At 44.3% G+C, this 14800-nt stretch carries 12 protein-coding genes, 1 pseudogene and 1 riboswitch; of the genes and pseudogenes, 1 reads left to right on the top strand and 12 read right to left on the bottom strand.

The window, feature by feature from the left end:
* Positions 1–88: 88 nt before the first annotated feature.
* The 11 genes from FC15_RS00270 to dnaE all read right to left on the bottom strand — a co-directional run bounded on the left by FC15_RS00270 (position 89) and on the right by dnaE (position 12296).
* Entirely contained in the window at positions 89–655 is a 567-nt protein-coding gene (locus tag FC15_RS00270; RefSeq protein ID WP_057822741.1) for an ECF transporter S component, read from the bottom strand.
* 106 nt (positions 656–761) lie between these two features.
* A riboswitch (FMN riboswitch) is annotated at positions 762–886 on the bottom strand.
* A 49-nt stretch (positions 887–935) separates the two neighbouring features.
* Positions 936–1685 carry a pseudouridine synthase gene (locus FC15_RS00265; RefSeq protein ID WP_371861347.1) on the bottom strand — a complete coding sequence of 250 codons (750 nt, stop codon included), beginning with the start codon at positions 1683–1685 and terminating at the stop codon, positions 936–938.
* Positions 1639–2283, bottom strand: a complete 645-nt coding sequence (gene scpB / locus FC15_RS00260; RefSeq protein ID WP_057822739.1) for an SMC-Scp complex subunit ScpB — start codon at positions 2281–2283, stop codon at positions 1639–1641. Before scpB ends, FC15_RS00265 begins: the two co-directional genes overlap by 47 nt.
* Positions 2264–3034, bottom strand: a complete 771-nt coding sequence (locus FC15_RS00255) for a segregation and condensation protein A (RefSeq protein WP_057822737.1) — start codon at positions 3032–3034, stop codon at positions 2264–2266. Before FC15_RS00255 ends, scpB begins: the two co-directional genes overlap by 20 nt.
* Positions 3035–3036: 2 nt before the next feature.
* Positions 3037–3423, bottom strand: a complete 387-nt coding sequence (locus FC15_RS00250; RefSeq protein WP_057822735.1) for a hypothetical protein — start codon at positions 3421–3423, stop codon at positions 3037–3039.
* Between the two features lie 37 nt (positions 3424–3460).
* Positions 3461–4348 carry a site-specific tyrosine recombinase XerD gene (xerD, locus tag FC15_RS00245; RefSeq protein WP_057822733.1) on the bottom strand — a complete coding sequence of 296 codons (888 nt, stop codon included), beginning with the start codon at positions 4346–4348 and terminating at the stop codon, positions 3461–3463.
* Positions 4341–5213 (bottom strand): CvfB family protein, encoded by an 873-nt coding sequence (locus FC15_RS00240; protein WP_057822731.1) that lies wholly within the window; start codon positions 5211–5213, stop codon positions 4341–4343. The genes xerD and FC15_RS00240 overlap by 8 nt, the downstream gene beginning before the upstream one ends.
* Before the next feature lie 7 nt (positions 5214–5220).
* Entirely contained in the window at positions 5221–5685 is a 465-nt protein-coding gene (locus FC15_RS00235; RefSeq protein WP_057822745.1) for a DUF441 domain-containing protein, read from the bottom strand.
* Between the two features lie 283 nt (positions 5686–5968).
* Entirely contained in the window at positions 5969–7738 is a 1770-nt protein-coding gene (pyk, locus tag FC15_RS00230; RefSeq protein ID WP_057822729.1) for a pyruvate kinase, read from the bottom strand.
* 81 nt (positions 7739–7819) lie between these two features.
* A complete protein-coding gene (gene pfkA / locus FC15_RS00225; protein WP_057822727.1) occupies positions 7820–8779 on the bottom strand; it encodes a 6-phosphofructokinase in 960 nt (319 codons plus the stop codon).
* Positions 8780–8957: 178 nt separating this feature from the next.
* A complete protein-coding gene (dnaE, locus tag FC15_RS00220; RefSeq protein ID WP_057822725.1) occupies positions 8958–12296 on the bottom strand; it encodes a DNA polymerase III subunit alpha in 3339 nt (1112 codons plus the stop codon).
* A 182-nt stretch (positions 12297–12478) separates the two neighbouring features.
* Here dnaE and FC15_RS00215 point away from each other — a divergent pair, with 182 nt between their 5' ends.
* Positions 12479–12682, top strand: coding sequence for a DUF2929 family protein (locus FC15_RS00215; RefSeq protein WP_057822723.1), 204 nt, complete (start codon positions 12479–12481; stop codon positions 12680–12682).
* A gap of 101 nt (positions 12683–12783) precedes the next feature.
* Here FC15_RS00215 and nagE read toward each other — a convergent pair.
* A pseudogene (nagE, locus tag FC15_RS00210) lies at positions 12784–14775 on the bottom strand (N-acetylglucosamine-specific PTS transporter subunit IIBC).
* Between the last annotated feature and the right edge of the window lie 25 nt (positions 14776–14800).

Below are 14800 nucleotides of genomic sequence, written 5' to 3'. Positions count from 1 at the left end.
TACCAATTTATAAGAATAGATCAGTAGTGTTGCACTTGATTTGACAATTCGGGTTTATTTTTATTCGAAAAGCTGACAAAACTTTATCTTAATAATTTTTATTCTGGACTTTCATCCACGTTCCAATTTTTCGATAAATCAGAGCAAAGACTGTCGTTACTAATGCGCCCTTGATCAAATTAAAAGGCACAATTGCGATTAGGACATACTTCAGATAATTCATGTTCAACTGAAATCCAGTGACGTTGACGTATAACGGTGTCAATACAAAATAGTTCATAACTGCCATCACCACAGTCAGTGCCAAGGTGCTCGACACAATCATCACGACTTTCTGTTGCCAATGAGTCATCCCTTTTAGTAACAAGTGAACCACGGTGATCAGGGTGAAACTCGCAACAACAGAACCCAGTTCACCAATCAATGATGGCATCGAAAAACCAGTCATGATCAGATGGAGAAACGCACGAACCAAGATTGAAGCCGCAGCACCACCCCAACCGAAAATCACGAGACCACTTAAAACAATCAGATCGCTGAAATCCAGTTTGAGAAATGGAAATCCCGGCAGTGGAATCTCGATCAACATTACCAAATAGCTCAAAACACCAAATAAACTCACGCCAACCAAAGTTCGCAACTTATGATCGCCCATACAAACCGCTCCTTAACGGTTGTCTTCGGTACAGACACTACTTGGATCATCGCATTAAAAAACTGTTAGTCAGGGACTAACAGCCAATTTGCATGATCACAAATAAGACTGTCTTCTTCCATCTAGACTATACTATCGGTTCCAGAATCACACTGGATCGGCTACTTTTGCAAGTAGGTCGCGGACTTTTTAACCGCCGGTCGGGAATTTCACCCTGCCCTGAAGACAAACCAAATATTTAATTACTGATTCATTATATCAAACTCGTGAGCAGATGCAATTAATCTTCCTTGCCTTGTGCCAAACGATAAAGGCGATCAACTTCTTCGCCACTCAATCGGCGTGCCTCACCAGGCTGTAGTCCAGTCAGATCCAAGAAAGCAACCCGATCGCGTTTCAATTTCATCACGGGATAGCCCACGTCACGCATCATCAATTTTACTTGATGGTTCATGCCTTCGTGGATTGTCAACCCAACTAATGCCGTATTCTTGGCTTGATTTTTGTTTTCGATCCAGGCCTTAGCCGAAGCCGTCTTGCGACTGTGGATCGAAACCCCTTGGCGCAATTTAGTTAAGGCTGCTTGATTAGGAATCCCTTCAACCTTCGCCAAGTATGTTTTATCAACTTTAAACTTCGGATGCATCATTAGGTTGGCAAGTTGACCATCATTAGTCACTAAAATCAAGCCAGACGTGTCGTAGTCTAAGCGACCAATCGGATAAAGTCGCGCGTCCTGATCCGCAAAGTAGTCAGTGATGACTTTGCGATGTTTATCGTCGCTCACCGCAGAGATCACGCCACGGGGTTTATAGAATAGAAAAGTCATCGTCTTCTGTTTCTTATCGATTGGTACGCCATCGACCTCAATCTTGGCGCGTTGGTCGACCTTAGTTCCGAGTTCGCGAACAATCTGTCCATTCACGCTGACCCGGCCAGTTGCAATGAGCTCTTCTGCCTTGCGCCGCGAAGTCACGCCTGCATTAGCGATGACCTTCTGAAGTCGTTCCATCGTTTCCGTTGGTTTCATCTTGATGTCCTTCTTCCAATTCGTCTGTTTGTGACGGTCTGTTTCTGAAAAATAAATCTAAATTGCCGTTCTGATCAAGTTTACCAGAACTGAATTCTGTTAATGGGGGCAAATCGTTGATTGAGTTGAGCCCAAAATAATCTAAGAAATAAGATGTTGTCGCATACAAGATGGGGCGACCGGGAACTTCTTTGCGTCCCGCCTCTTTGATCATTTGTCTGGAAATAAGCGTCTGCAACGCCCCTGTACTCTTGACCCCACGAATTTGATCAACGTCGATTCGGGTCACAGGTTGTTGATAAGCCACGATTGCCATAGTTTCTAATGCGGCTTGACTCAAGCTTGTGGGCTGATGTTCGCTGAAATATTGATGTAAGAGCGGTGCATACTTGGGCTTAGTGGCTAATCGATAAACTTCGTGATGATGTAATAAGGTTAGGCCACCCTCACTTGTCTCGTAATCCTTTTGCAATTCTTCTAACAATTGACGAACAGCACTGACGTGAAGCCCCAGTATTGCCGCTAAATTCTTTAAAGAAATTCCTTCATCACCAAGTGTGTAAAGAATGCTCTCGATTTCACCCTGATACTGACTCATGCGCCTTCCCCTCCCAATTCAGCAGAATCTCATCATTCGTGTCATTTTGGTAGCAAGTAATCATTTTGTTCTTCATCAATTCTAAACAAGCCAAGAACAAAGAAATAACCTGTTGGCGCGTGACTGGCAGCTGCATTAGTGCCGTAAACTTCACACGCTCCCCTTGAGCGGCTTGCAACTGCGTACAAATCCAATCTTGTGCAGCTTCAATTGAGAAGGTTTCTCGATCGATGGTTTGGTTCACGAAGGCATGATCTTCGACTTGCTGCGCCAATAAGCGACCCAAAGCCGCGCCCAACTCGGTAGTCGTGACTAATCCCTTCACCAACGGTTGAATTGGTTGTTCGGGGATAGCGGAGGGTTCCTTACCAAAATAGCGAGCTTGAACACGCTCTTGTTGGCCAAGATAATGACTGACCTCTTGATAGGTTTGATAAGCCAATAATTGATCAACTAATGCTTGGCGTGGGTCAATCTCTTCATCGCCCCGACCATCGAGCTCTTCGACCTTAGATTGTGGTAATAATAGACGACTCTTAATGGCCATTAAAGTTGAGGCCATCACGAGATAGTCCCCGGCAACATCCAGTTCAAGCTCCTCCATCGCCGTTAAGTAGGCCAAATATTGATCCGTGATTTGAGCAATGGGAATATCATAAATATCGATTTCTTGCTTCTTGATCAACTGCAACAGCAGGTCTAGTGGCCCTTCGAATTTATTGAGCTGTAATTGTAATTCTTGTGTCGCCATCTTTATTCACCATGATCCAGATCCTGCGATCGTTCTGCACAATGGCGCTCCCAAGCCGTCAATAACTCGCTCATATCAACAGGTGACATGATTCGTTTATCTATGAAAAGTTCATGTAGCGCATCTAAAACATCGAATTTAACCGTATCTTGTCGATAATTGGGTGTAAACGCGAGGTGACGTAACATCAAATAAGTCGGTGCAACTTCGACACCAACCACACCGACAAAATCACCTTCACTATTTTTCCATAAAAATAATTGTCGGTTTTCTTCAGAACTATAAGCAGCTAATTCGGCCGATAAACGGTCAAATTCCTTCAAATCTGGCATAAATGAGAGCAATCCTAAAGCAATCTTCTCATAGTCCTGTTTATATTTAACTAACATCAAATGCCTCCATATCGTTCATTGAGAACTGATCGTGTTAATCGCGCGGATGCGACTTTTGATAAACGTCCAACAGCCGTTGTTGGGTAATATGAGTATAAATTTGAGTGGTTGAAATATCACTGTGTCCCAATAATTCTTGAACAACACGTAAGTCCGCCCCATTCTCTAATAGATGAGTCGCAAATGAATGACGCAGGGTATGCGGGGTAACATCCTTATGAATGTCCACCTGCTCAATATATTTTTTGATCATTTTCCAAATGGCTTGGCGTGATAAGGGTCGACCATGAAAATTTAAAAAAAGTGTCCCGACAAAGTGATCCGATCGAATCAATCGCGGTCGACTTTCTTTCAAATAGCGTTGAATATAATCAATGGCAATCTCACCGATGGGAATCAGACGTTCTTTATTGCCTTTACCAATAGTTTGGATCAGCTTCATTTCGAGGTGTAGATCCCCTAGTTGCAGATGCACCAGTTCGCTAACCCGTAATCCAGTCGCATACATGACTTCGAGAATCGCACGATCGCGCAAGCCTAATGGTTGATTCACATCAGGGGCAGCCAACAACTGATCAACTTCCGCCATACTTAGCGCAACTGGTAAATGTTGACCGCGCTTGGGTGATGGAATCGTCTGCATCGGATCATGCGCAATCAACTCGCGTGCCGCCAACCATCGATAAAAATGGCGCAAACTCGAGACGGCTCGCATTCGACTGTTTTCTGCTTTTTGTTCGATAACCAGTTGATTGAGATAATCACTGATGACTGCGGCATCCTCAGGAAAAGCCGTCAGTTGCTGCGAAGTCAACCAACGAATAAAATGTTGAAGATCGCGACGGTAGCTCGCAATACTGTTGGCTGCTAATCCCTGCTCGATTGTCAGTGACCGGAGGTAGTCAACCAAAGCATTATCCACGATACTCAATACCCTTTTCGGTCAATTTCGTGCCGGTATCGTCTGTGGTGATCAATCCGTTTTTCAATAGATTCCCTAGGGCACGTTTAAAGGCACCCTTGCTGATTCCAAAATAATCCTTGATGATCGTTGGGTCACTCTTATCATGATAAATAAAGGCATGTTTAGGATCACGTTGAAGAACAGCGAGCAACATTTGCGCATCCTGCTGAATCTCAACGAACGCCAGTGGCTTCAGACTGATTGATAACCGACCATCTTGCATCCGACCAATCACACGTCCTGTGACCTCTTGACCAATACGCGGTTCGTCTTCGCGTTCGGTCTCATGGATAAAACCTAGACGATAGTCATTGAGTAACAAGAATGAACCCACGCGCTTAGTCAGATAAACGGTTCCTGTCACCGTTTCGTTACGATCAAAATCCGGGCTAAAATGACCAATTTCCTTAAACAAATCATCGTTGGCAAGTTGTGCCCATAAACGATTCTTGTGGTCACGTTTGAGCGCAATCATGAGTCGATCGCCCTGTTGTGGCCAAAGATTATGCATGAGGGGTAGATCATCGAGTGACAACACAATATCCTTATCTGGCAAGCCAATATCGATAAACACGCCAAGGTCACGACGAACCTGAACAACCGTGCCGTAAGCATAGCGATCCATACCCACCGCTGGAATTTCAGTGGTTAGGACCCACTGATCCTTTTTATTTTCATAGGCAAAGCCAGTGACCTCGTCCTTTAAATGCCAGTCTTGCTGAGCACTCACAAGTCGTAAAGTTTGACCTTCATATTGAGCGAAGAATTCTTCGCCGTTTTGGTCGCTAACGACCGCATTAATGATTGAACCTGAACTTATCATTTTGACCTCACAATCGACTCAAAGTCGAATTTAATAACGTTATTAAAACATATGTCATTCCCGAAGCAATCACGGGTCCCGCGGCGATGCCTTTAAACACAACGACACCCACAATCGTTCCAAAAACTAGCGCAACGGTGATCTCTGGACTCTGAGCAAGCAAGCCGACACCTCTGGCCGATAAAACAGCCACAAGAATGCCACACCCCACCGCAATGAAGCCAGCAGGTGTTTTGAAGGCGTTCAACAAGTCACGAAAACCAATTTTACCAGTGGCGATTGGGACTAAGATGGCGATTGAAATAATGGTCACACCCCAGTTAATGCCTTGGGCAGAGAGCAACGTGTAAAGTTTGCCCGACTGTGGAAACAACTTGATCAAGAGAACCACTGCTGTCGCAATAATCAAAGAATGATTCTGGCTCAAAAGTGCGACGACTAAAATTAAGCCAAGAAAAAGCCAACTTTCCACGCGTCCACCCACTTTCCGAAAATAGACTATACCTCCATTGTACCAAATATCTGAATATTAAGAAACGTCAAAGAAACATCCTAACATAAAACGATGATGAAAGTTGTCCTCGTACACCCATGATTAAGCCGGTTCAATTCCACCGATGGTTGGACAAACACAAAGAGGCTGCGACAAAAATAAATTTTGCCACAACCTCTAGGTTAATCACGTGAATAGTGTCAGGTTAGCTGTTACCAACGCCTTAACGACTATTTAAATCGCGATTCATTTATTTTTAAGATTAAAGTGAGTTTGAAGCACCACGATAAATCACACCACGGCGTGAATCAACGGTGATCAATTCGCCATCCTTGATCAATGAAGTTGCATCAGTTGCACCAACAATGACAGGAATACCCATTGCAATACCAACAACGGCTGCATGAGAAGTTAAGCCACCTGTTTCAACAACGATTGCACTTGCCTTTTCGATTGCAGGTAAGTAATCTTTGTCAGTTGTCTTAACAACTAAGATGCTGCCATCAGTTGCTTTATCAACAGCTTCTTTAGCACTTGAAGCAACAACGGCTTTGCCAACAACAGTTTCGTCGCCGACACCTTGGCCTTGTGCTAACTTAGAGCCAATTAATTGAACTTTCATCAAGTTAGTTGTGCCTGATTCACCAACAGGAACGCCGGCAACGATCAAGATCAAGTCGCCTTCCTTAGCGAAACCAAGATCTTGTGCTTTTTGAGCAGCAATTTCAAACATTTCGTCAGTTGATTCTGGCTTTGCAGCAAGAACAGGTGTGACACCCCATGTAATCGTCAAGCTACGTTGTGTCTTCTCGTCGAAAGTAACGGCCAAAATGTTAGCATTTGGACGATATTTCGAGATCATACGAGCTGAATAGCCTGATGAAGTTGCAACAACAATAGCATTTACATGTAATTCTTCGGCTGTACGAACAACTGATTCGCCAATTGATTCCGTCGTGTTAGAACCCTTGTATTCTTCGAAACGTTGTAAAGCTAAAGTATTACGTTTTTGCAATTCTTGTTCGGTACGGATGTTGATCCGGTTCATCGTTGCAACAGATTCTACAGGGTAGTCACCATTTGCACTTTCACCAGAAAGCATGGTTGCATCAGTACCGTCTAAGACAGAGTTAGCAACGTCAGTAACTTCGGCACGTGTAGGACGTGGGTTTTCTTGCATTGAATCAAGCATTTGTGTTGCAGTGATAACTGGCATACCTAAAGCATTGCACTTCTTGATCAAAGCTTTTTGAACGAAAGGAACGTTTTCAAATGGAATTTCGACACCCATGTCACCACGAGCAACCATCAAACCATCAGAAACCTTCAAGATGTCATCGATGTTGTCGATACCTTCTTGAGACTCGATCTTAGGGAAGATCTTAACGTTTTCTGCATGTTTTTCTTCAAGGATCTCACGAATGTCTAAGACATCAGATGCTTTACGAACGAAACTTGCAGAGATGAAGTTAATATCATGGTCACAACCGAAACGAATATCATCTGCATCTTTTTCGGTGATACCTGGGAGACGGATTTCAACGCCAGGAGCGTTAACACCCTTCTTTGAACCAATTAAACCATCGTTTTGAACTTCGGTAACTAATTCTTTGTTAGCTTCGTCTTTAGCAGTGATCTTCAAGTCAACAAGACCATCATCGATCAAAACATGTCCACCAACATGTGTATCATCATAAAGTCCAGGATACGTTACGGCAATCTTGTCAGGTGTCCCAGTTAATGAGGCATCCATCGAAATACGCATGACGTCACCAGTCTTAGCTTCGAACTTGCCACCTTCTTGATCGGTTGTCCGAATTTCGGCACCCTTTGTATCAAGAACGATACCTACTAATTTACCAGTGATCTTTTCAGCTTCGCGAACCATGTTCATCCGTTCCAAATGCTCAGCATGGTCACCATGTGAGAAGTTAAAACGGAAAACATTTGCACCTGATTCGATCAATTTGACGATTGTATCAACGTCATTGCTTGCAGGTCCAAGTGTAGAAACAATCTTGGTCTTTTTCATGTAAAAAAACGCTCCTAACATATTTTTTTAATAGCATTTCAAAGCTATTCTAACATAATTAAACAAGAATCACTAACATTATTACTGATTAAACTTATTGTTCATATCATACAGGTCTAAATCAGCATGATGCTTCTCATCGAAGAGTTCTTCCATTGGATGATGTGTAATTTGGTTGTTCTCGATACCGATTGCAAGGCCACCCTTACCAGCGAGTAACAGCTCAACAGCATAGTTCCCCATCTTGCTTGCTAAAACGCGATCGCGAGCAGTTGGTGAACCCCCACGTTGGACGTGACCAATCGTTGTTGCACGTGAATCGAAGTCACCGTGTTTATCGAGCTCTGCTTTAAAGTCTTGCGCACTCATGACACCTTCAGCAATCACAATAACGGCATTATCATGACCTGCTTCGCGGTATTCGGTTAACTTCTTAGCGATCGCATCAATATCATAATCGCGTTCTGGGACGACAATTGCTTCGGCACCGGTTGCGACACCAGCCCAGAGTGCAAGATCGCCAGCCCCACGGCCCATGACTTCAACAACGAAGACACGTTGGTGGCTTGTTGCTGTATCACGAATCTTATCGATTGCGTCAACAGCCGTCGACAATGCTGTGTCAAAACCAATTGTAAAGTCAGTGTAAGGAATATCATTGTCAATTGTTCCTGGTAACCCAACAGCGTTGTAACCATGTTCCGTTAAACGTAACGCCCCATGATACGAACCGTCGCCACCAACAACGACCAAGGCATCGATTCCGAATTTCTTCAGTTGCTCGATTCCTTTCAATTGACCTTCAACCTTCGCAAATTCTGGATAACGCGCTGAATATAGGAAGGTACCGCCGCGAGCGATTTTATCTGCAAGGACTTGGCGTGTTAATTGGAAGATATCACCAGCAACTAAGCCAGCATAACCATAATTGATTCCATAAACTTCAAGACCCTCGTCAAGGGCACGCAAAGCAACGGCTCGAACAGCAGCGTTCATGCCAGGTGCGTCGCCACCACTCGTTAAAATACCGATCTTTTTCATTTTTTCACCTCAGATTGAGAATCATCTCATACTTGATTGAACGATCATCAAAAATCGACGGCCATTCGACTTCAGAAACCATCGTTTTGATCATTGCTCAACACGAACATTCTAATACTACCACCTTTAGCACAAATTGTCTTTAGATATCCGAATGAAAATTTAGTTTTCAGAAAATTTAATGCTTGGCAACGACATTTTCACTTCCGAGCAGTCGAGCAAGTTTCTCAATTAGTTCACCGGTCACATTCACGTGATACGGCGTTCCCAGCTGAATATTGCGCTGACTAGCGGCAAAATGAACGATCACTGATGAAAATCCAGGATGCGCCAGCAAGATTCTTTTCATCTCAGGACGAATCTTTGAGAGGTCCTGATCCGCAGTGACTTGCAGGAATAACGTTGCCGGTATTTGGTCGGGTGCTGCCAATTCAACGGCATCCGCGATGAACTGACGTTGTCCTGCCTGCCCCGGTCGAGCATCTCGTTTGCCCTTGACCACGAGAACTTTACCCGTGGCTAAAAAATCGTGCGCTCTCTGAAAGACACGCGGGAAAACAGTGATTTCGATTTCGTCGGTCAAATCTTCGGCACTGACAAACGCCATTTGTTCGCCCCGTTTCGTGCGAATTGTTTTGACGTGTCTTAAATAAACTAATAATGTCGTCGGCTTGGCATCCAATTGTGAAACTGTCGTCGCGTGTACCCGTTCAAAGGTTTGCTGATAATTCGAAAGTGGGTGTCCCGAGAGATAGACGCCAATTAATTCTTTCTCAAGTTCAATTCGTTCCTGATCCGAATAATCACTGACTTGCGCAACTTTTGGTGCCAAGACATCAAACAATGGCACGCTATCCCCGGAAAGCTGCAGGCTTTCAATTAAATCTTCAAGGTTAGCGACGACTTGATGACGATTATGATCGAACCCATCGAAGCAACCAACTTGCGCTAATGCCGTGATCGGTTCCAGTTTAAGATAGCGCATCGTCAATCGTTTCAAGAAGTCATCCAGATCCGCAAAGTGACCATTCGCCTGTCGTTCATCAATGATGGCATGAATAAAGTCTCTCCGGATTCCCTTAATTGATTCAAAACCGAAGCGAACCCTCCCTTGATCTAGGGTAAACTCGGCCGCACTTAGGTTAATATCTGGCCCTGCAACTTTAACGTGACGACTACGCAATTCTTGTAAATACGAGGCAATTTTACGATCATTATTCAAATTTGAATTTAATAACGAGAGGAAAAACTCAGCTGGATAGTGTACTTTAAGATAGGCCAACCAAAAAGCAACCATGCTATAGGCAACTGAGTGTGACTTATTAAACCCATAGTTTGCGAAACGCTCGATATAATCGTAAACCGTTTTGGCCACCGTTTCTTGGTAACCTTGTGCGATTGACCCCTTAATGAAGTTATCGCGAGCTTGATCGAGATCTGCTTTCTTCTTTTTGCTAACCGCACGTCGTAAATTATCGGCTTGCGCCAAGGTAAATCCAGCCATCTTAACGGCAACCTGCATAATTTGTTCCTGATAAACCAAGACGCCATACGTGTCTTGCAAAATCGCCTTCAGTTCTGGAACGGGATAGGAAACGGCCTCTTTACCATTCTTGCGAGCAATAAAAGTCGGAATGTTCTCCATCGGACCTGGTCGGTATAAGGCATTGGTCGCCACCACATCATCAAACTTGGTCGGATGTAGCCGCTGCAAGACATTGCGAATGCCACTAGATTCGAACTGGAAAACACCATCTGTGTCCCCCTTTTGGAAAAGCTCAAGCGTGGCCTGGTCCTCAAGATCAATGCGTCTCGGATCAAATTCAGCCAACTCGGGATGATGCTTTCGGACCGCCTCGATCGTTGTATTTAGAATGCTTAAATTGCGTAAGCCTAAGAAATCCATCTTAAGCAACCCAAGAGATTCAACATCTCCTTTTGGTAATTGAGTGAGTTTGATGTCATCGCTGGCACCTTGCACTGGTACGGTATCAGTCAAAGGCGTCTCACTCAAAACAATCCCGGCTGCGTGCGTCGAATAGTGTCGTGGTAACCCTTCTATTGCCAATGCAGTTTTGAAGAGCAATTTATTTTTCTCACTACCCACCACTAAGTTCTTAAGCCGTTCAGATTGTTGATAAGCAGCACGCAAGGTGATATTCAGTTGACTCGGGACCGCTTGTGACCACTCACTCATCTCAATCTGAGTTAGCTTGAACGTCCGCCCCACATCACGCAATGCTTGTTTAGCTGCCAAGGTACCAAAAGTGATGATCTGTGCCATGTGCTGGTCGCCGTAACGCTCATGCATATATTGAATGAGTTCATCACGTCGATCATCCGGAATATCTAAATCGATATCCGGCATACTGACACGCTCTGGATTCAAGAACCGCTCAAACAAGAGATCATATTTCAGCGGATCAACTTCAGTAATTCCTAGGCTATAAGCGACCAGCGAACCAGCGGCAGAGCCACGACCTGGACCAGTCATAATGCCAACTTGATGCGCGTGGCGGATGACGTCCCAGACAATTAAAAAGTAATCCGCAAATCCCATCGAAACAATTACTTTTAGCTCGTTACGCAACCGTTCTTGATAAGCAGCGTCAACAGGCTCACCAACCCGTCGTTTTAGCCCCGTCTCTGCCAGTTGTAACAAATAACTGGCCGCGGTGGTTTTTTCGGGTACAGGAAAATGCGGCAACTGTGCTCGTTTGAACTCTAACTCAACTTCACATTGGTCCGCAATCTGTTGCGTTTGATGACTCGCATCTGCTAACCCCGCACGTTCGTAGCGCTCGCTAATATTTTCAAGACGATCTAAATAATAAGTCCCCTGCTGTGTCGCACGAAAAACAGGATCTTCCAATTGTTCACCGTGATCAATTGCTGCCAAGACCTCATTGGTAAACGTATCCTGTGGTCGTAAATAACGCACGTCATCCACTGCCACGAGGTGTAAATTTAATTCAGACGCCACCGACTGAATCTGATTCAAGTCCGTCTTAGTGACCCCGCGGGTTGAAATACCCACATAAAGTTGTGCTTGTGGATCTGAAAATGCCGTTGAAACAGACGTCAGCCACTGCTCGCGCGCTTCATGAGACGCCGTCAACAATGCCGCGGTTTCACTAGCAATGGGTGGTAGAATTACGATCACATCTGAGAGTAATGGCGCAATATCCGACCAAGTGAGCTGATCCTGCGTCATTTTCAGTGAGGAAATTTTGAACAACTGGTGATAGCCATGGTTATTCTTAGCCAATAGGATCAAGTCAGATGTCTTTTCTGGTGCTACCAAACTGGCTATCTGCACCGTCAACCCAATAATTGGCTTAATTCCAGCGGCCTTGGCTGCACGATAAAAATGAACCACACCATACATCGTGTTGAGGTCCGTTAACGCAATGGCCTGATAGCCATATTGGTGCGCCGTCTGTACCAGATCATCGATTTTAGTGGCACTCTGTAACAGACTAAATGCACTTCGAACCTGTAGATTCACAAAAGTCATGGTCACACCTCTTTCTATCTATTGTCATTATAACAAAATAATCCCGCACCACCACAATCAAACGACAGGGTACTCACGTCTTGAATAGTTCCTATCTATCGTCAAAACAAGACTGGGGATGTTTGGTGTTTTCAGCGGAACTATGCTAAAATAAAGTCCTGAAAGTGAAAGAAGGGTTGACCGTGAAACGTGTGGTAGTTGTAATTTGGGCAATTATTCTCGGTGTCGTTGCCGGGTTCATCGGGGCCAAGCTTGATCAGAACGCTGTCAATATTGCATTGAGCGTCGTTGTGTTTGCTATTTTTGGCCTACTCCTCAATTTTGTCCCTGAGATTATGAAGGGCACTTATACGCAAGCGCCTGATTCAAAGTCTGAGCATAAATAATTAAACGTTCAAAAAAAGAACGACCAGTTGAAATGATCTCAACTGGTCGTTCTTTTATATTCAGATTTGATTCCAATGAATCGAAGTCAATTCTCGTGTCTTTAACGAATCGTGACTTGTAAAACTTCAGCATCTGCTGCAACCTGACGATCGGCTGCAGAGAACTTGAAGTAACCGACAACAGGCATGTTGGTCACAACGACTAACATCGTTGTCTGCTTGCCTGCTGCTTTGATGCCATCTAAGTCGACAGTTGCTAATGGCGTGCCATGTTCAACTTTGTCACCTTCTGAAACATGTAAGTCAAATGGTTCACCGGCTAATTCTACCGTGTCAAGACCAATATGAACGAGGACTTCCAAGCCATTATCTGTCTTGATACCCATCGCATGTTTCGTTGGGAAAATCGTTGTAATCTCACCACTCACTGGTGAAACAATTTCGCCATCAGTTGGTTCTACAGCATAGCCATCACCAATCATCTTCTGAGCAAAGGTTGGATCAGAAACTTCTTCGATGTTTAACAGTTCACCATTGGCAACACTGTAGAAAGCATCCGTTGCACCAGAATGAATACTTGGATCAGCTTTTTCTTCAACAGGTGATGAGGCTGGTTCTTGAACAGTTGTCACTGCCGAAACAGGTTCCTTAGCATCATAGAGTTTTGATAAGGCATCGGCTGTAAATTGAACCTCAGTCCCGATGATAATCTGTAAGTTAGTTTTGTCTAAGACGTTAACCCCAGCTGCACCGGCAGACTTGATCGCATTCTTGTTGATCTTATCTGTATCATCAAGTTGTAAACGTAAACGTGTCGTACAGTTATCGATTTCGGTAATGTTATCGAAACCACCGATAGCTGCATAGATTTTCTTAGCTTGACGCGTATATTTGTCGTCATCTGAATCTGTGTCAACTTCAGCATCTACATCAGCTGCTTCTGCTTTTTCACGACCTGGTGTCATCAAGTGGAATTTCTTGATTGCAAAGTCAAAACCGAAGTAGTAGATCACTGCCATCACCAAACCTTGCACAACAAGCATGTATGGTTGGTTAGCAATTGGGTTCTTCAAGCTTAAGACGAAATCGACAAGACCGGCACTAAATGCAAATCCAGCGGTCCAGTGCATGAATGCAGCGAAAGCTAGTGAAATACCTGTGAAGGCTGCATGGATGACATAGAGTGGCCATGCAACGAACATGAATGAAAATTCAAGTGGCTCTGTCACACCCGTGAAGAATGAAGCAAAGGCACCAGCAAGCATTAATGAAGCAGTGACTTTTTTATTCTCAGGACGAGCATTCTTGTAGATTGCTAAGGCACCAGCTGGTAACCCAAACATCATAACTGGGAAGAAACCAGCTTGATACATCCCGGTGATTCCTTTAGGACCTTGAGATGACAAGAACTTACCAATATCATTGATGCCCGCAACGTCGAACCAGAAGACCGAGTTCAACGCCTGGTGTAACCCAGTTGGGATCAACAAACGGTTAAAGAATCCGTAGAGACCTGCACCAATAGCGCCCATGCTCATGAAAGTCTTACCAAAAGCAACCAAGGCATCATAAATTGGTGGCCAAACGAACAGCAACACAACCGTCACGCCTAACATGACAACCGAAGCCATGATTGGCACTAAACGTTTACCACTGAAGAACGAGAAAGCCATTGGCAATTTCGTATCGCGGAACCGATTGTATCATGCAGCGGCAATTAAACCAGCAATAATACCAATCAAAACGTTATTTGTGATATGGCTGAAGGCAGGATCAACAGCAGTAAGCTTAATCCCCTTTAATTTAGCAACCGTATCTGCGGATAAAACTGATACAGGGACAAAGTAGGCAACAACACCGGCTAATGCGGCAGCACCATCTTTATCCTTGGACATGCCTAATGCTAAACCAACAGCAAACAACAGCGCCAATTGGCCCAGAATAGCATTACCACCTGCTTGTAAAAAAGCAGAGACTGCATCCGGATGAATCGAATCCCACCAGTTACCAACGCCGACAATTAAAGCTGCGGCAGGCAAACCGGCAACGGGAAGTTGTAGGGAACGACCCATTCTCTGAAGATATGACTTCATGTGAAAACTCCCCTCAAGATAGAAA

The sequence above is a fragment of the Lapidilactobacillus concavus DSM 17758 genome, from assembly GCF_001435835.1.
Taxonomy (GTDB): domain Bacteria; phylum Bacillota; class Bacilli; order Lactobacillales; family Lactobacillaceae; genus Lapidilactobacillus; species Lapidilactobacillus concavus.
Note: the sequence above shows the minus strand (reverse complement) of the source record. Positions and strands in the feature narration are given on the sequence as shown.